The following is a 17,723-nucleotide window of genomic DNA, read 5'->3' as shown; positions in this document are numbered from 1 at the left end:
CGCTTGATTTTTTGGTTCAATTTTTGGGCGTTTCTGGGCGAATGCCGCCGGGAAATTCTCTGATCGACCGCGCCTCACTGCCCAAGTCTCCGAGCCCGCGCCAAGCTGATCGTGCATCCGGCACACTTATGAGGCCGGGCATTCAACAGGGATATTTCGGAGGTTCTGATGCTTCGTCTGAAAGCAGGCATCGCGGCGCTCGCCGTCGCTGCCACCATGGCCAGTGCCGCAATGGCACAGGGCACGCTGCGCGTCGGCATGACCGCAGCCGACATCCCCCTCACCACCGGTCAGACCGACCAGGGCGGCGAGGGGATGCGTTTCATGGGTTATACCGTGTATGACTCGCTGATCGAATGGGACCTGACCAGCGCCGACAAACCGTCGGTCCTGATCCCCGGGCTCGCCACCGAATGGTCGGTGGACGAGGAAGACAAGACCAAGTGGACCTTCACGCTGCGCGAAGGCGTGACCTTCCACGACGGCGCACCGTTCACCGCTGCGGACGTGGTGTGGAACCTCGACAAGATCCTCGACGAAGAGTCTGAGCAGTACGACCCGCGTCAGGCGGCGCAGGGCAAGTCGCGCATTCCCGCCGTGGCCTCCTACGAGGCGGTCGACGATTACACGCTGGTGATCACAACCAAAGAGCCCGACGCCACGCTGCCCTACCAGATGACGTGGATTCTCATGTCGTCGAAGGCGAATTGGGAAGCGCTGGACAAGGACTGGGAGCAGGTGGCCGCCACGCCATCGGGCACCGGCCCTTGGAAGCTGGAAACCTTCGTGCCGCGCGAGCGCGCCGAGCTGGTTCCCTTTGATGACTACTGGGACGAAAGCCGTATCCCGCAGCTCGACAAGCTGGTGCTGATCCCGCTGCCCGAGCCCAACGCCCGCTCGGCGGCGCTGCTGTCGGGTCAGGTTGACTGGATCGAGGCACCGGCGCCCGACACCATCCCGGCGATGGAAGGCAATGGCTTTGTCATCTCGTCCAACGCCTATCCGCACAACTGGACATGGCACCTGTCGCGCCTCGAAGGCTCGCCGTGGAACGACATCCGCGTGCGCAAGGCGGCCAACCTCGCCATCGACCGTGAAGGCATGGCGCCGCTTCTTGGCGGGCTGATGGTGCCGGCCAAGGGCTTCCTGCCGCCCAGCTCGCAGTGGTTCGGCGAGCCGGAGTTCGACATCTCCTATGACCTCGACGCCGCCAAGGCGCTGATGGAAGAGGCCGGCTACGGCCCCGACAATCATCTCGAGGTGAAGGCGCTGATCTCGCCGTCGGGCTCGGGTCAGATGCTGCCGCTGCCGATGAACGAATACATCCAGCAAAGCCTTGCGGAGATCTGGATCGACGTCGAATTCTCGGTGGTCGAGTGGAACCAGATGATCAACCTGTGGCGTGCCGGTGCGGAGGACCCTTCGGCCGATGGCGCGCACTCGATCAACTTCACCTACTTCATTCAGGACCCGTTCACCGGCCTGATCCGTCACCTCGACGAGAACCTGATCGCGCCCAATGGCACCAACTGGGGCCACTACAGCGATCCGGAGATGCAGGAGCTGTTCTCGCAGATCAAGACCACCTTCGATCCCGAGGCACAGGACGAGGTGCTGCGTAAGACGCATGAGAAGTACGTCGATGACGCGCTGTTCCTGATGGTCACCCACGACGTGGCGCCGCGCGCCATGGCGCCCAAGGTGAAGGGCTTCGTGCAGGCCCAGAACTGGTACCAGAACTTCTCGTCGATCACGATCGAAGAGTAAGGCTCGCAAGGGCGACACCCCCGCCGCGTGCGCCGCGGCGGGGGATCACTTCAAGCCAGGGATCCCACCCGTGCTCAGCTATTTCTTCCGCCGCCTCATCCTCGTGCTGCCCGTGGCCTTTGGCGTGTCGGTCATCTGTTTTCTGCTGGTCCAGATCGCCCCCGGCGATCCGTTGACCGCGATCATGCCCGTCGACGCCACCGCCGAAGAGCAGGCCGCCATGCGCGCCGCCTACGGCCTCGATAAACCGCTGCCCATCCAATACGCCGTTTGGATCGGCAACCTGATGCAGGGCGATATGGGCAAATCCATCGCCACTGGCCGTCCGGTCGCCGACGAGGTGTTCGGCGCGGTTCAGAACTCGCTGCTGCTGGCGGTGAGCGCCGCGGTCATCGCCTTTCCCATCGGCATCTTTCTCGGCTTTCTGGCCGGCTATTTCCGCGACACGCTGCTTGATCGCGCGGTCACCGCGCTGTCGATCACCGGCGTGTCGGTACCGAATTACTGGCTCGGCATCGTGCTGGTCATCATCTTTTCGGTGAACCTCGGCTGGCTGCCCTCGATGGGCGCCGGGCCGGGGGGCTCGCAAAGCTGGGCGTGGGACTGGCTACACATCCGCCACCTGATCCTGCCCGCCGTGACGCTGGCCGTGGTGCCTATCGGTATCGTCGCGCGCACCGTGCGCGCGCTGGCCGGCGACATCCTGACACAAGACTTCGTGCAGGCGCTCTATGCCAAGGGCATGAGCCGCGGCGATGTGCTGCGCCACGTGGCGCGCAACGCCGCCGCCACGGCGCTGTCGGTCATGGGCCTGCAACTGGGCTACCTGCTGGGCGGTTCGATCCTGATCGAGACGGTGTTCAACTGGCCGGGCTCGGGCTTCCTGCTGTCCAACGCCATCTTCCAGCGCGATCTGCCCCTGCTGCAGGGCACGATCCTCGTGCTTGCCCTGTTCTTCGTGGCGATGAACCTCATCGTCGACGTGGCGCAGGCCGCCATCGACCCCCGCATCAAGAGGACCTGACCCATGGCGCTTGTGGAAACCGAAAACATGCAGGGCGCCAAGGCCGAAAAGCCGCAGGGCTACTGGGCCGGGGTTGGCGCGCGCGTGGTGCGCGACCCGGTCTCGATGATCTGCTTCGGCGTGGTGCTGCTGCTGATCCTCTCGGCGATCTTCGCGCCCTATCTGGGCCTTGCCGATCCCTACAAGGGCTCGATGATCGCCCGCCTGAAACCGCTCGGCACCGAAGGGCACATCCTTGGCACCGACGAGCAGGGGCGGGACATGCTCGCACGCCTGATCTACGGCGGGCGGCTGACTCTGTTCATCGGGCTGATGCCGGTGGTCTTTGCCTTCTTCATCGGCTCGGCGCTCGGCATCGTCGCCGGCTACGTCGGCGGCATGACCAACACCATCATCATGCGCGTGGTCGACGTGTTCTTTGCCTTCCCCTCGGTGCTTCTGGCGATCGCCATCTCGGGCGCGCTGGGGGCGGGGATCGTCAACAGCCTCGTGTCGCTGACCATCGTCTTCATCCCGCCGATCACCCGTGTTGCCGAGGCCGTCACCTCGGGCGTCCGCGCTCTCGACTATATCGACGCGGCACGGGCCACCGGCGCCAGTGCGTGGACGGTGATCCGGGTGCATGTGATCGGCAACGTGCTGTCGCCGATCTTCGTCTATGCCACCTCGCTGACGAGCGTGTGCATGATCCTTGCAGCGGGCCTGTCGTTCCTTGGCATCGGCGTGCGCCCGCCCGAGCCCGAGTGGGGCCTGATGCTCAACACGCTGCGCTCGGCCATCTACATCAACCCGTGGCTCTCGGCGCTGCCGGGGGTGATGATCTTTATCACTTCGCTCTGCCTCAACCTGCTGAGCGACGGACTGAGGAGCGCGATGAATGTCCGCGACTGACCTGTCACCGAGCCAAGTTCAGGCGATCAAACCGAAAACCGCCGCCCCCGAGAGCCGCGACAAGGGCGGCCCGGCGCAGCCGCTGGTCATCGTGAAGGACCTGCAAAAGCACTTCCCCGTCCGCGGCGGCGTCCTTGGTCGCACGCAGGCGGTGGTGCAGGCGGTCGACGGCGTGTCATTCGAGGTGAAGAAGGGCGAGACGCTGGGCATCGTCGGCGAGTCTGGCTGCGGCAAGTCGACCACGGCGCGACTGCTCATCGGCCTGATCGAGAAGGACAAGGGCGAGATCATCTTCGACGGGCAGGGCCTTGGCGAGCGGCTGTCGCTGAAGGACCTGCGCAAAGACGTGCAGATGGTCTTTCAGGACAGCTACGCCTCGCTCAACCCGCGCCTGACCATCGAGGACAGCGTGGCCTTCGGCGCCAAGGTGCAGGGGCTCGACGATCCCAATGGCCGGGCGCGCAGCCTGATGGCGCGCGTGGGGCTCGATCCTGATCGCTTCGCCCACCGTTACCCGCACGAGCTGTCGGGCGGCCAGCGCCAGCGGGTGAATATCGCCCGCGCGCTCGCCATGTCGCCGCGACTGGTGGTGCTCGACGAGGCGGTCTCGGCGCTCGACAAGTCGGTCGAGGCGCAGGTGCTCAACCTGCTGACCGACCTGCGCCGCGAGTTCGGCCTGACCTATATCTTCATCAGCCACGACCTGAACGTCGTGCGCTATATCTCGGACCGTATCTTGGTGATGTATCTCGGCGAGGTGGTCGAGGTCGCGCCGGTGGACAGCATCTGGCGCGAGCAGGCGCATCCCTACACCCGCTCGCTTTTTTCTGCGATGCCGGCGATGGACCCGGACGACCGCACGCAGGAGCCGCCGCTGGCTGGCGACCCGCCAAACCCGATCGACCCGCCCAAGGGCTGCCGCTTTCACACCCGCTGCCGTTTCGCCAGCGAGGTCTGCAAGAGCAAGGTGCCGAAGCTGCAGGCGATCACCGCCAATGCCGAGCATCTGACCGCCTGTCACCTGCATGACGCCAGTTCGGGCCATCCCAAGGCCGGGCAGGGGGTGCCGGAATGATCTTCTCGGGCAAATGCACGAAATCGCGGCGAGAGGTCTTCTGGACCGCGCCGAAGAGCGCCTCGCAACAAGAGGAGAGCAAATGACCAAGCTTCTCGACATCCAGAACCTCACCGTCCGCTTCAAGGGCAAGCGCACGGTCAACGCGATCAACGATGTCTCGCTGGGCATGGAGCAGGGCGAGACGCTGGCGCTGCTGGGCGAATCCGGCTCGGGCAAATCGGTGACGCTGAAGGCGCTGCTGGGCCTCTTGCCGCCAAAGCGCACGGACATCGAAGGCTCGATGCACGTCAACGGCACCGACGTGCTCAGCCTGTCGGGCAAGAAGCTGCAGAAGTACCGGGGCGGCGAGGTCTCGATGGTGTTTCAGGAGCCGGCGCTGGCGCTCGATCCGGTCTATACCATCGGCCATCAGATCGCCGAGTCGGTGATGCGCCACAAGGGCGTCAGCAAAGCCGACGCCATGTCGACCGCGCTTGATATGCTCGACCGGGTGCGCATCCCCTCGGCCAATCGGCGGCTGCACAACTACCCGCACGAACTGTCGGGAGGCATGCGCCAGCGGGTGATGATCGCGCTCGCGCTGGCCTGCCGTCCGCGCCTGCTGCTGGCCGACGAGCCGACCACGGCGCTTGATGCTACGGTGCAGATCCAGATCCTGCTGCTTCTGCGCGAGTTGCAGAAAGAGTTCGGCATGGGGGTGATCTTTGTCACCCATGACATTGGCGTGGCAGTGGAAATTTCGGAGCGGGTCGCGGTGATGTACGCCGGGCAGATCGTCGAAGAAGGGACCACGCGCGAGATCATCAAGGACGCGCGCCATCCCTATACGCAGGGGCTCTTGGCGGCGAACCTGCATGATGTCGAGCGCGGCGCGCGGCTCAGCGCCATTCCCGGTGCGCCGCCCTCGCTGGAGACCAAGCCCGACAGCTGCTCTTTCGCGCCGCGTTGCCCGCATGCCATGCCAGAGTGTCGCGCCGCGCTGCCGCCGGTCTACACGCCCAGCCCGCGCCGCCGGGTGGCCTGCGTGAAGGCCGAGCCCGCCGTCGCGGCCGAGTGAGACCCCGGTCATGTTGATTAACGAAGACCCGTTCCGCTGTTTCATGCCCTACGCGCCCGTGCCCGTGGCCAGCGCCGAAGAGGGGCCGCTCGCCGACCTGACGCTGGCGGTGAAGGATATCTACGACGTGGCGGGCTATCGCACCGGCTCGGGCTGTCCGATGCGGCTGGCGCAGAGCCCGGTTTACACCCACACCGCCCCCGCGGCGCAGAAACTGCTCGATGCCGGCGCGCGCTTCGTCGGCAAGACGCATACCGACGAGCTTGCGTGGTCGATGTATGGGATGAACGCGCATTTCGGCACGCCGGTGAACCCTGCCGCGCCGGACCGCATCCCCGGCGGCTCGTCTTCGGGCTCGGCGGTGGCGGTGGCCGCGGGGCTGGCGGATATCGCCATCGGCTCGGACACCGGCGGCTCAGTGCGCGCGCCCGCCAGCTTTTGCGGCCTTTGGGGCATCCGCCCGACGCATGGGCGCATTTCGCTGCAGCACGTGCAGCCGCTGGCCGAGAGCTACGACACCTGCGGGCTGTTCGCGCGCGACGGCGAAACCTTGCTGCGCGCCATGTCGGTGCTGCTGGATGGTGAAACCACGGCTCTGCCCGACAGCCCCGACTTTCTGCGACCGGCGGACATGCTGGCGCAGATCGGCCCCGAGCAGATGGCGGTCTGGCAGGCAGGCTTTGGCGCGCTGTCGGCGCGCGAGGTCAGCGTTTATCCCGAAGGCGTCGAGGCGGCTTATACCTCCTTTTTGCGCACCCTTGGTGCCGACGCGCGGAGGTGGGTCGTGCCGTTCATTCGCGAAAGCGGCATGCCGCTGGTGCGCGGGATCGAGGGGCGCGCCGAGGCGGCCGAGGCTCTGACCGAGGCCGAGATCGCCGGCGGCGAGGCCACGCGTCGCGCGTTCACCGCGCATCTGGATGCGCTGCTGGGTCCGTCGGGTGTTTTGCTGGCGCCGGTGGTGCATGACGCGCCGTTCCGCCTCGACCCGCCGCTCGAGGTCTTTGACCGCTTCCGGCATGACTGCTCGCGGCTCCTGTGCGTTGCCGGGCTGGCTGGGCTGCCGCAGGTGGTCTTCCCGGCGGGCAATGTGGACGGCGCCCCCTACGGCCTGTCGCTGATCGGCCCGCGCGGTTCGGACCTGTCGTTGCTGGCGCTGGCCTGCCGGATCGTGGCAGACGCACCGGTGGCAGCATGACGGAGAAAACTATGGACCGCATCGAGAGCAAACTTGCCGACATGGGGATGGCCCTGCCGCCCTCGGCCCCGTCGCGGGCGCTGTTCCTGCCGGGCAAGATCAGTGGCAATCTGCTGTTTCTGTCGGGGCAGATCTGCGAATGGGAAGGTGTGCCGAAATACTTCGGCCCGGTGCCCGACGGCTTCGACGTGAAAACCGGGCAGGAGGCGTCGCGCATGTGCGCGCTCAACCTTCTGTACTCCATCAAGGCGGTTGCTGGGTCGCTCGATAGGGTTGTCTCGGTTGTGCGGCTTGGCGGCTTTGTCGCGGCGCCTGCGGGGTATCCGGACGGGCCGATGATCGTCAACGGTGCCTCGCAGTTGTTCATCGACCTTTGGGGCGATGCCGGGCGGCACGCGCGGACCGCGGTCAATGTGACCTCGTTGCCGGCCAATGCGCTGGTCGAGATCGAGGCGACGGTGGAACTTGGCTGACCGGCCTGCCGCCGCAGGCGCGGCGCAGGTCGTGTTGATGAACCCCAACAGCAACGCCGCGACCACCCGCGCAATGTGCGCCATTGCGGCGCGCGTTCTGCCCGGCGTGACCGGTTGGACCGCGCCCGCAGGTCCGCCACTGATCACCACGCCCGAGGCACTGACAGCCGCGGCGTGGCATGTGGCGCAGGGCGTTCTGCCCGAGGCAGTCACGGGGGTGATCGTCTCGGCGTTCGGGGATCCGGGGCGGGCGACGCTTGCTGCGCGGCTCGACGTGCCGGTGGTCGGGATCGGTGAGGCGGCCGCCCGCGCTGCGGCGCGCGGCGGGCGAAGTTTTGCGGTGGTGACCCACACGCCCGCCTTGGAAATGAGCATTGATGCCCTGATGAGGCAGGCGGCACCGGAAGCAGAGTACTTGGGAACCTATCTTGCCGAAGGCGATCCTGTCGCCCTAGCTGCCGATCCGGAAAAGCTAGACAAGGCATTGCTTTACGCGGCGCAACGCGCGCATCGTGATGGTGCGCGGGCGGTGATCATCGGGGGCGGACCGCTGGGCGAGGCGGCAGACCGACTCGCTGATCACGCGCCCTGTGCACTTGTTTCGCCTATTTTATTTGCGGCGCTCGAAATGCAGGCAAAACTCCGCTTGTCAAACGTCTGACTTTGCGGCAATCCGCCTGTGGATTGTCTGCGAAAGCGCAGTATGAGCGGGGATTCGGCGAAGTTTCGCTGCCGCGCAGCGAAAGCTCGCTTTTGCAGGGAACCCCTTGGAATACCGGGTGTTGTCTTTCCCGTAGTCCATATCATTTTCCCGGCAGCACTATCCCTTGGAGCAGACATTTGCGGAAGTATCCGATCCAGAGTCCCGTTGTGTCCGGACGCGCAGCCGTGGCGCGTCAAAACAGACGCCAATTTCTGACCCGCTTGGCGGGGTCCGTTGCCGTGCCCGCGCTTGTCGCAGGTGGCCCGCTTGCCGCGCAGGAGGTAGCGGACAGCGAAGCTGCGTCCGACGGTAACGCGCCGGAAGCGCAGGGCGTTCCATTCTCGTTCGACATTCTGTCGGAGCAGATGGCGCAAGCCGCGCAGGAGGCTCCGAAAGAGCCGGAGCAGGTCGAGGGGTTCCTCGCCGAGCTTGATTACGACGGCTACCAGCGCATTCGCTTTGATCCAGATCAGGCTCGCTGGGCCGATCAGCCCGATGACACCTTCCGCTTGCATGCCTTTCATCTGGGCTGGCTGTTCAAACAGCCCGTGCGGCTGCACGAAGTGGTCGACGGGCAGGCCACGCTGATGAACTTCTCGACCTCGGATTTCGACTATTCCGACGTGCAGACAGAGATCCCGGCCGATGCCGAAATGCCCGGCGTCGCCGGCTTCCGGCTGCACAACCCGCTCAATCGCGCCGATGTGTTCGATGAGTTGGTCGCTTTTCTCGGTGCCAGCTACTTCCGCGCGCTCGGACGCGACACTCTCTACGGCCTGAGCGCGCGCGGACTTGCGGTGAACACCGGCCTGTCCGGCGTCGAAGAGTTCCCGCGCTTCAATGACTTCTGGATCGAACGTCCGGGGCCGGGCGCCGAACATATGACCATCTACGCGGCGCTCAGCAGCGCCTCGGTCACCGGGGCCTACCGCTTTGTCATCCGCCCCGGCGAGGACACCCGCATCGACGTCACTGCGCGGCTCTACCTGCGCAACGACATCCAGCAATTGGGCATCGCGCCGCTGACCTCGATGTTCCTCTTCGGCGGGCCCGACATGGGCGATTTCGACGATTTCCGCCCGGCGGTGCACGACAGCGAAGCGCTGGTGCTGACCACGCAGGGCGGCGAGACATTCTTCCGCCCGCTGAACAACCCGCCGCGTCTGGCCAGTTCCTATTTCGGCGCGCTCAGCCCGGTGAAGTTCGGGCTGGTGCAGCGCAACCGCGAGTTCGAGCACTACCTCGACGCAGAGGCGCATTACGAAAAGCGCCCGACGCTTATGGTCGAGCCGATCGGCGATTGGGGCGAAGGCTCGGTGCGGCTGGTCGAGATCCCCTCGGACCTCGAAGGCAACGACAATATCGTCGCCTTCTGGATCCCCAAGGCCGAGACCAAAGCCGGCGATGCGCTGGAGTTCGCCTATCGCCTGCACTGGGGGATGTCTCCCGAAGGTGACGGTGCGGTAGACCGGGCCCGCGTGGTGCGCACGCGCGTCGGCAAGGGCGGCATTTCCGGCACCGACGAGGACAACGGTCGGCGGAAATTCGTCATCGATTTCGAAGGCGGTACTTTGGGGGAACTTCCTGCCGGTGCCGAGGTTGAACCTTCAGTGAGTGCCGCGAACGGCGAGATTGCCGAAGCGGTTGTGAGCCGGATCTCTGGAACAGAGACGTGGCGCCTCGTGCTCGAAGTCGAAGCCCCCGACGGGGCGGTGGCAGAGCTGAAGGCCGGGCTCAAAGGTTATGGACGTACTCTTACCGAAACCTGGACTTATCAATGGGTGAAGGAATGAATGCTGAACCGATGAAAGATCAGGACGTGACCGAAGCTCGGCCCGTCGAAATGCCGCATTGGGCACCGCCCGAGGCGCCAATGGAAATGCCACGCCAGCACGTCGAGGCGCAGCGCCGCGAGCGCGTCTCGCTGCAGGAATGGCTCCAGCGCGTTGTCCTCCCGGGCCAGAAGGCCTGAGGACGCGCCAATGCCCGTTCTGCCTTCGCCTGACCGCAAGACGGTCGTCATCCGTGTCGCTGCGGCGGTGTTTGCTCTGGCTGCCGCTGGTACCGCTACCGCGTTGCTTCTGGAGGTCGCGCTGCAGGACGGCGTCTCGGTCTGGGACTTCGTGCGAGCGGGGCTGATCCTCGTGACCACCGCATGGCTGGCCTGGGGCGCGGCACTTGCGCTCTCGGGGCTGGCGCCCATGCGTCGGCGCGCGCCGGTGGACATGCAGATGCCGCAGCCCAAGACTGCGGTGCTGGTGCCGGTCTGCAATGAAGATCCTGTGTCCACCTTCGCGCGCATTGCGGCGATGGATCGCTCGATCCGCGCGGCGGGCGTTGAGGCCGATGTCGCTATTTTGTCGGACACGCGAGACGAGGCGGCCGCAGAGGCGGAGCGTAAGGCGTTCGTGAAGCTCCTCGACACCACGGGGGGGCAAGGCCGCATCTTCTACCGCCGCCGCGAGGACAACCGCGGGCGCAAGGCGGGCAATATCGAGGACTTCTTCCGCCGCTCGGGCGGCGCGTACGAGTATGCGGTCATCCTTGACGCCGACAGCCTGATGGAAGGCAATGCCATCCGCCAGATGATCGCTCGGATGCAGGCCGATCCGAAGATGGGCCTGTTGCAGACGCTGCCGCGCGTCGTCGGAGGGCAGAGTTTCTTTGGCCGTGCCATGCAGTTCGCCGCTGCATTCCACGGGCCGGTGTTCACCCGCGGGCTTGCGCGGATGCAGGGCGCAACAGGTCCGTTCTGGGGCCATAACGCCATTGTTCGTGTGCGCGCCTTCGCCGAAAGCTGCGCCCTGCCTGAACTGCAGGGCAAGGCGCCCTTCGGCGGGCACATCCTCAGCCACGACTATGTCGAGGCCGCGCTGCTTGCGCGGGGCGGTTGGAAGGTCGAGGTGGATGCCAGCATCGACGGGTCGTTCGAGGAAGGCCCGGAAAACCTGCTGTCCTTCGCCAAGCGCGACCGGCGCTGGTGTCAGGGCAACCTGCAGCACATCCGGCTGGTAATGGCGCCCGGTCTGGCACCTTGGAGCCGCTTCGTTTTCATCCTGGGGATCTTCTCCTATCTCGTCTCGCTCCTGTGGTTCGGCTTCCTCGTGGCCTCGGTGATCGCCGCAGTGACCGCACCGCCACCGGACTATTTCCCCGAGCCGCACCTGCTGTTCCCGGTCTTCCCCAGCGACCGCACCAAGGAGATGATCGCGCTGATGATCGGCATCTTCGGTCTGCTGATCATGCCCAAGTTCGCGATTCTTACCGAGAGCGCGCTGACAGGGCGGGTTGGCGGATTTGGCGGGGTGATGCGCGCCTTCTGGTCGGTGATTACAGAGGTGCTGCTGACCTCGCTGATCGCGCCGCTGATGCTGATGTATCAGACCAAGGCGGTGCTTCAGGTGCTGTCGGGCCGCGATGGTGGTTGGCCGTCGAGCCAGCGCGGCGAGGGGCAACTGTCGCTCATGGAGGGGCTGCGCGCTGGTCTTTGGATTACCGTCACCGGCGCCGTGGCGCTGGGGGTGACCTTCTGGCTGTCGCGTGGGCTGGTGCCGTGGCTGCTGCCGGTCTGCCTGCCCATGCTGTTCGCGCCGGTGCTGATCTCTTGGACCTCGCGCCCGCTGACCCACATGCTGTTTGTCACGCCTGACGAAAGCAATCCGTCGCCCGTGGTGGCCTCCTACCGCGAGATCCTCGCGCAGTGGACTGGCGCGCCGCAGGCCCCGCAGCCGGAGCCGGGGTCCGGCGCCAAGGAGCCAAACCATGCCGCAGCCTGATGGCAGCAGGCAGACGCCCGCCCTAGCGGGCGCTGGGGCGGGTGCTGGCGTCCGGCGTCCGCGCGACCCGCGCATCGACGCCTTTCGCGGGCTGGCGCTGGTGATGATCTTCATCGACCATGTGCCCGGCAATCCCTACGAGTATCTGACCATCCGCAACTTCACCCATTCGGACGCGGCAGAGGCCTTCTTTCTGATGTCGGGCCTTGCCGCCGCGCTGGCTTATTCTGGACGTCTGACCTCTGAGGCGCGCGCCGAGCATGGGCTGTGGAATGGTATCGCTCCCATGTGGAAGCGCAGCTGGACGCTTTACCTCGCGCATATCTTCATGACGATCTGGGCCATCGCCATCTTCGCCGCCGGAGCGGGGATCTACGCGATGCCCGACCTCTTAGAGCAGATCAATCTGCGGCAGGTCTTCGGCAACACGGGTGAGGCGCTGTTCGGCATTGCCGCGTTGACCCACCAGCTTGGCTACGTCAACATCCTGCCGGCTTACTCGGTTCTGTTGCTGTTTGCGCCGCTGATGTTGATGATCGGCCTCTGGCGGCCATCGGCGCTGCTGGCGCTGTCGCTGGCGATCTGGATGGCGGCGGGGCTGTGGCGGCTCAACCTGCCGAACTTCCCCAATCCCGGAGGCTGGTTCTTCAACCCGATCTCGTGGCAGTTGCTGTTCGTGCTGGGGGTGCTGACCGGGCTGGGCATGCGCCGCGGCGAACGGTTCGTGCCGCAGTCGCGCGCGCTGTTCTGGACCTGCGCCAGCTTCTGCGTGCTGGCGGTGGTGTGGAAGTTCGTTCCGGCCATCGGCGACACGATCAACCACCAGATGGCGCGGCTCTATCAGGCGGGGATCCCCTTCCACCTGACCACGCATGACAAGACCTTCGTGGCGCTGCCGCGGCTGCTCAACATCCTTGCGCTGGCCTATGTGCTGTCGTGCCTGCCGTGGGTGAAACGGGTCTGTGCGCAGAAGGTCGCCGCGCCGCTGCGCCTGCTGGGCCAGCAAGGCCTGCTGGTGTTCTGCACCGGCACCGTCGTGTCGCTGCTGTTCCAAGTTTATATGGCTGGCAACCCGCTCTCCGCGTGGATGGGCTGGGGGCTGCCGCCGTTGGGCATCGTGATCATGCTGATCGCAGCGTGGCTGGGCTCGGCGCGCAAACGGGCGTCCCGCACCGGGGCGGGCGCGGCGGAGGCCCCCGGCGGGATCGTTGCGCGGGCCGGGCAGCGGCGCACCGGCTGACACGCCCGGACGGGCAGAAGTTGAACGGAAATAAAAGCGGCGTCCCCGTCAGGGGGCGCCGCTTTCACGTCTTCACGATGATGCGTGATTGATTGTTTTGGAAAACTCGCGACGGAACGTCATCCTCGCGGCGTACTACGGTTCCGTGCGGGCCCCTCCCAGCCCGTGCGACCGACAGAAGGAGACTACACAAATGGCGCAAAGCCGTTCCGCTCGCCTCCCGCGGGCTCTCGTCGCAGCTCTTGCGCTGACTTTTCCGCAGCTTGCATCGCTTCCCGCATCGGCTCAGCAGCCGGCCCGCGAGGTCGGTGTGGTCACGCTGCAGACTGCCGACGTGCCCTATTCGGTGACCCTGCCGGGGCGCTCCACGGCGTTCGAAGAGGTGGCGATCCGCCCGCGCGTCGACGGGGTGATCTCGGAAATCCTCTACGAGCCGGGCAGCGACGTGGAAAAGGGCGAGGTCCTGTTCCGCATCGACGGCGACACCTATCAGGCTGATGTGGCGGCGGCAGAGGCCGATGTGGCAGGGGCCGAGGCGGCGCTGCGCAGTGCCGAGGCGACGCTGTCGCGCTATCAGCGGCTGGTCGGCACCGGGGTCACGGCGGCGGATGTGGACACCGCCGAGGTCGATGTCATGCAGGCGCGGGCAACGCTCAGTTCGGCGCGGGCGGCGCTGGAACTGGCCAACCTCGATCTTGCCCGCACCGAGATCGCCAGCCCGATCGACGGGATCGCGCTGCTGCCAGAGGTTTCAGTCGGCGATCTGGTGACAGCGAACCAATCGGATGAACTGACCACCGTGACGCGCATCGATCCGATTTATGTGGACGTGCAGGAATCCATTACCCGCATCCAACAGACCCGCGCGCGGCTCGAACGCGGCTCGCTCAATCGTGGCGCGCGGATCGAGGCCGAGCTGGAGCTGGAGAACGGATCGATGTTCGAGGGGCAGGGCACTTTCGTGTCGCCCCCGGTCAGCGTGTCGACCACCACCGGCACTTCGGTGGTGCGGCTGCGCTTTGACAATCCCCGCCGCGGCATCCTGCCCGGGCAGTTCCTGCGGGTGAAGCTGACCTTTGGCACCACGCCTGCCGTGCTGGTGCCGCAGAACGCCACCGCGCGCGCCTCCGACGGAACGCTGACCGCCTTTGTCTACCATGAGGGCACGGCGGTGAAACGCGCGCTCACCTACGACGGCAGCTACGCCAACGCATGGATGGTGACCGAGGGGGTGGAGGCCGAAGAGCGGCTGATCGTCGACGGGCTGCGCAATCTGCAGGACGGGGCCGAGGTAAACCCGGTCGAGGTTGCGATCTCGGAAAGCGGTGTGGTCACGCGCAGCGACGGCGAGCCCGAGAGCTTTGGCAGCGCGTCTGCGGACGACGAGGGCTGATCCATGGGCAATTTCTTTATTGCGCGCCCGGTCTTTGCCTGGGTTCTGGCGATCCTCACCATGCTGGGGGGCGCGCTGGCGGTGGTGACGCTGCCGGTCAGCCAATACCCCGACATCGCGCCGACCACGGTGCGCGTCTCTGCCAGCTATTCCGGCGCTACCGCCGAGGCGGTGCAAAACTCGGTGACGCGCGAGATCGAGGACGTGATGACCGGCCTCGACGGCATGCTCTACATGACCTCAAGCTCATCGCTGGGGCGCTCTTCGATCCAGATCATCTTTGACGAAAGCGTCGATCCGGTGGATGCGCAGAACGAGGTGCAGTCGCGGGTCAGTCAGGTCGAAGGCCGGCTGCCGACCCCGGTGCAGAGCCAGGGGGTCAGCGTCTCGCGCTCGTCGTCCTCGATCCTCATGGTCGGCGCGCTGGTCGACACCACCGGCAGCTACAGCACACTGGAACTGGGCGACATCATGTCGACCACGGTCGAGGGACCGATCGAACGGCTCGAAGGGGTGGGCGGGGTGCAAAGCTTCGGCTCGGGCTACGCCATGCGCATCTGGCTCGATCCGCTGTCGCTGGCGCGCTACCAGCTGACCGCCTCGGATGTGACCAGCGCGGTCTCGGCGCAGAACTCTACCGTCTCGGTCGGGTCGCTGGGCGAGCAGCCGACGACCACCGGCCAGCAGTTCACCGCGACGATCACCGCCCAAAGCCAGCTAACCACGGTCGAGGAGTTCAACTCGATCCTGCTGCGCTCGTCCGAAGAGGGCGGCGTGGTGCGGCTTGGGGATGTGGCGCGGGTCGAGATCGGTCAGGAGGACTATGGCGGCGACGCACGGTTCAACGGCCTCAGCTCCTCGGGCTTCGGGGTGAACCTTGAAACCGGCGCCAACGCGGTCGACACCGCCGCGCGGGTCCGCGCGCAACTCGAAACGCTAAGCGCGGCGCTGCCCGATGGCGTCGAGTTCCGCACCGCCTACGACACCTCGCCCTTTGTCGAACTGTCGATCGAGCAGGTCTACCACACGCTCTTCGAGGCGATCGTGCTGGTGCTCGCGGTGCTGCTGATCTTCTTGCAAAGCTGGCGCGCCACGCTGGTGCCGCTGATCGCCGTGCCGGTGGTCTTGCTTGGCACCTTCGCGGTGCTCATGGCGACGGGGTTTACCATCAACACGCTGACCATGTTCGCCATGGTGCTGGCCATCGGCCTGCTGGTGGATGACGCCATCGTGGTGGTCGAGAACGTCGAACGCCTGATGGAGGAAGAGAAACTGTCGGCCCATGAGGCGACGAAACGCTCGATGGGCCAGATCACCAGCGCGCTGGTCGGCATCAATGTGGTGCTCGCGGCGGTGTTCCTGCCCATGGCGTTCTTCGGCGGCTCGACCGGGGTGATCTACCGGCAATTCTCGATCACCATGGTGGCGGCGATGGCGCTGTCGCTGGTGATGGCGATCATCCTTTCGCCGCCGATGTCGGCGCGGCTGCTGAAGCCCGCGCATGGCCCGACGAAATTCGCCCCGGCGCGCTGGTTCAACTCTGGCCTCGCCAAAGTCACCGAGGGCTATGGCCGTGCGGTGGCGTGGTCGCTGAAGATGCCGGCGCTGGTGTTGCTTGTGCTCTTCGGATCGCTCGGCGGGGCATGGATGGTCAACGAGCGGCTGACCTCTTCGTTCATCCCGCCCGAGGATCAGGGGGTGCTGATCACGATCATCAACCTCACCGAAGGCGCGACCACGCAGCAGACGCTTGCGACACTGGAGCAGGTCGAGGACTATCTGCTCGAACAGGAAGGCGACGCGGTGGAAAGCACCTTCGCTTCGCTGGGCTTCGGTTTCGGTGGGTCCGGGCAGAACCGGGCGATGGTTTTCGTCAAACTGCGCGACTTCGCGCAGCGCGAGGACACCCCCGAGCTGTCTGCCAGCGCCGTGGCGGCGCGCGCCAGCGCGGCCTTCGCGTCGAGCCGCGCCGGGCAGATCATGGTGATGCAGCCGCCCGCGATCCGCGGTCTGGGCAACACCGGCGGCTTTTCCTTCTACCTCGTCGATCAGGCTGGCAACGGCATCGTGGCGCTGCAGGACGCCGCCGACGATCTCGAGGCGCAGGCCGCGGCGCGGCCAGAGATTGCCAACGTGCGGGTGTCGGGGACCGAGGACGAAAGCGCGCTGCGCATCCAGATCGACCGCGAGAAGGCCGAGAGCTTTGGTCTTACTCTGTCGGAGATCAATGCGATGCTGTCGGTGATCTTCTCGGGCAGCGAGGTGAACGATTTCATCCTCGGCTCCGAACTGCGGCCGGTGATCGTGCAGGCCGACGCCGAACACCGGATGCAGCCCGACAACATCATGGATTGGTACGCCCGCAACTCCGAGGGCGAGATGGTGCCCTTCTCATCTTTCATGACCACCGAGTGGGAGCCTGTGGCCCCGCGCCTGCAGCGCTACTCGGCCACCTCCGCCATCGAGGTTTCTGGCTCTCCGGCCGCGGGCGTCAGCTCGGGCGAGGCGATGGAGGTGATGCAGGGGCTGGTGAGTGAGATGGACGGCGGCTATTCGCTGGCGTGGACGGGGCTGTCGTACCAAGAGCAGCAGTCGGGCGCGCAAGCGCCGCTGCTCTACGCGATCTCGGGGCTGGTGGTGTTCCTTGCACTGGCGGCGCTCTATGAAAGCTGGGCGATCCCCTTCTCGGTGATGCTGTCGGTGCCGGTGGGCCTGCTGGGAGCGCTTCTGGCAGCCTACCTCTTTGGCCAGTCGAACGACGTCTACTTCAAGGTGGGCATCCTGACGACCATCGGGCTTGCGGCGCGCAACGCCATCCTGATCGTGGAGTTCGCCGAAGACCTGCGGCGGCAAGGGCGTAGCATCGCACAGGCCGCGCAGGAGGCGGCGCAACTGCGCCTGCGTCCGATCCTGATGACCGCGCTGACCTTCATCCTTGGCGTGGTGCCGCTGGCGACCGCCAGCGGGGCCGGGGCGGCGGCGCAGAATGCCATCGGCACCGGTGTGATCGGCGGCATGCTGGCCTCGACGATCATCGGCATCTTCCTTGTGCCGGGGTTCTACGTGCTGGTGATGCGTCTGGTCCGCCGGGTCGGCGGAGGCAAAGCCGCAGCCTAGGCGGCGGCG

Annotated in this window: 14 protein-coding genes; all 14 read left to right on the top strand. The window is 65.9% G+C overall.

All coding sequences use genetic code 11. The features are described 5' to 3' along the window. Positions 1-168: 168 nt before the first annotated feature. The 14 genes from ACXAJT_RS12430 (at position 169) to ACXAJT_RS12365 (ending at position 17,714) form a co-directional block, all read left to right on the top strand. Entirely contained in the window at positions 169-1,767 is a 1,599-nt protein-coding gene (locus ACXAJT_RS12430; RefSeq protein ID WP_475235700.1) for an ABC transporter substrate-binding protein, read from the top strand. 70 nt (positions 1,768-1,837) lie between these two features. Further along, on the top strand, positions 1,838-2,791 hold the full coding sequence (locus tag ACXAJT_RS12425; protein WP_475235697.1) for an ABC transporter permease: 954 nt from the start codon (positions 1,838-1,840) through the stop codon (positions 2,789-2,791). 3 nt (positions 2,792-2,794) lie between these two features. After that, positions 2,795-3,682 (top strand): ABC transporter permease, encoded by an 888-nt coding sequence (locus ACXAJT_RS12420; protein WP_475235695.1) that lies wholly within the window; start codon positions 2,795-2,797, stop codon positions 3,680-3,682. Further along, the gene (locus tag ACXAJT_RS12415; protein ID WP_475235693.1) at positions 3,669-4,757 is read left to right on the top strand and encodes an ABC transporter ATP-binding protein; all 1,089 of its coding nucleotides are present in this window, start codon (positions 3,669-3,671) and stop codon (positions 4,755-4,757) included. The genes ACXAJT_RS12420 and ACXAJT_RS12415 overlap by 14 nt, the downstream gene beginning before the upstream one ends. 82 nt (positions 4,758-4,839) lie before the next feature. Next, positions 4,840-5,817 (top strand): ABC transporter ATP-binding protein, encoded by a 978-nt coding sequence (locus tag ACXAJT_RS12410; protein ID WP_475235692.1) that lies wholly within the window; start codon positions 4,840-4,842, stop codon positions 5,815-5,817. 10 nt (positions 5,818-5,827) lie between these two features. Further along, positions 5,828-7,012, top strand: a complete 1,185-nt coding sequence (locus ACXAJT_RS12405) for an amidase (RefSeq protein ID WP_475235690.1) — start codon at positions 5,828-5,830, stop codon at positions 7,010-7,012. Further along, on the top strand, positions 7,009-7,485 hold the full coding sequence (locus tag ACXAJT_RS12400; RefSeq protein WP_475235689.1) for a RidA family protein: 477 nt from the start codon (positions 7,009-7,011) through the stop codon (positions 7,483-7,485). Before ACXAJT_RS12405 ends, ACXAJT_RS12400 begins: the two co-directional genes overlap by 4 nt. Then, on the top strand, positions 7,478-8,146 hold the full coding sequence (locus tag ACXAJT_RS12395) for an aspartate/glutamate racemase family protein (protein WP_475235687.1): 669 nt from the start codon (positions 7,478-7,480) through the stop codon (positions 8,144-8,146). Before ACXAJT_RS12400 ends, ACXAJT_RS12395 begins: the two co-directional genes overlap by 8 nt. A 281-nt stretch (positions 8,147-8,427) precedes the next feature. Further along, positions 8,428-9,981 (top strand): OpgD/OpgG family glucan biosynthesis protein, encoded by a 1,554-nt coding sequence (locus ACXAJT_RS12390; protein WP_475235685.1) that lies wholly within the window; start codon positions 8,428-8,430, stop codon positions 9,979-9,981. Beyond that, the gene (locus ACXAJT_RS12385; protein WP_475235684.1) at positions 9,978-10,160 is read left to right on the top strand and encodes a hypothetical protein; all 183 of its coding nucleotides are present in this window, start codon (positions 9,978-9,980) and stop codon (positions 10,158-10,160) included. The genes ACXAJT_RS12390 and ACXAJT_RS12385 overlap by 4 nt, the downstream gene beginning before the upstream one ends. A gap of 10 nt (positions 10,161-10,170) precedes the next feature. Further along, positions 10,171-11,964, top strand: a complete 1,794-nt coding sequence (mdoH, locus tag ACXAJT_RS12380; protein ID WP_475235683.1) for a glucans biosynthesis glucosyltransferase MdoH — start codon at positions 10,171-10,173, stop codon at positions 11,962-11,964. Continuing rightward, on the top strand, positions 11,951-13,204 hold the full coding sequence (locus ACXAJT_RS12375; RefSeq protein ID WP_475235682.1) for an OpgC family protein: 1,254 nt from the start codon (positions 11,951-11,953) through the stop codon (positions 13,202-13,204). Before mdoH ends, ACXAJT_RS12375 begins: the two co-directional genes overlap by 14 nt. A 310-nt stretch (positions 13,205-13,514) precedes the next feature. Further along, positions 13,515-14,597 (top strand): efflux RND transporter periplasmic adaptor subunit, encoded by a 1,083-nt coding sequence (locus tag ACXAJT_RS12370; RefSeq protein WP_475235681.1) that lies wholly within the window; start codon positions 13,515-13,517, stop codon positions 14,595-14,597. A 3-nt stretch (positions 14,598-14,600) separates the two neighbouring features. Beyond that, positions 14,601-17,714 (top strand): multidrug efflux RND transporter permease subunit, encoded by a 3,114-nt coding sequence (locus ACXAJT_RS12365; RefSeq protein ID WP_475235680.1) that lies wholly within the window; start codon positions 14,601-14,603, stop codon positions 17,712-17,714. Positions 17,715-17,723 lie beyond the last annotated feature (9 nt).

The sequence above is a fragment of the Salipiger sp. ABF4_146 genome (assembly GCF_056161345.1).
Note: the sequence above shows the minus strand (reverse complement) of the source record. Positions and strands in the feature narration are given on the sequence as shown.

Excerpts from the sequence above, each read along its gene's own strand:
- ACXAJT_RS12430 (WP_475235700.1), top strand. The coding sequence starts at position 169 with ATGCTTCGTCTGAAAGCAGGCATCGCGGCGCTCGCCGTCGCTGCCACC.
- ACXAJT_RS12420 (WP_475235695.1), top strand. The coding sequence starts at position 2,795 with ATGGCGCTTGTGGAAACCGAAAACATGCAGGGCGCCAAGGCCGAAAAG.
- ACXAJT_RS12415 (WP_475235693.1), top strand. The coding sequence starts at position 3,669 with ATGTCCGCGACTGACCTGTCACCGAGCCAAGTTCAGGCGATCAAACCG.
- ACXAJT_RS12410 (WP_475235692.1), top strand. The coding sequence starts at position 4,840 with ATGACCAAGCTTCTCGACATCCAGAACCTCACCGTCCGCTTCAAGGGC.
- ACXAJT_RS12405 (WP_475235690.1), top strand. The coding sequence starts at position 5,828 with ATGTTGATTAACGAAGACCCGTTCCGCTGTTTCATGCCCTACGCGCCC.
- ACXAJT_RS12400 (WP_475235689.1), top strand. The coding sequence starts at position 7,009 with ATGACGGAGAAAACTATGGACCGCATCGAGAGCAAACTTGCCGACATG.
- ACXAJT_RS12385 (WP_475235684.1), top strand. The coding sequence starts at position 9,978 with ATGAATGCTGAACCGATGAAAGATCAGGACGTGACCGAAGCTCGGCCC.
- mdoH (WP_475235683.1), top strand. The coding sequence starts at position 10,171 with ATGCCCGTTCTGCCTTCGCCTGACCGCAAGACGGTCGTCATCCGTGTC.
- ACXAJT_RS12375 (WP_475235682.1), top strand. The coding sequence starts at position 11,951 with ATGCCGCAGCCTGATGGCAGCAGGCAGACGCCCGCCCTAGCGGGCGCT.
- ACXAJT_RS12365 (WP_475235680.1), top strand. The coding sequence starts at position 14,601 with ATGGGCAATTTCTTTATTGCGCGCCCGGTCTTTGCCTGGGTTCTGGCG.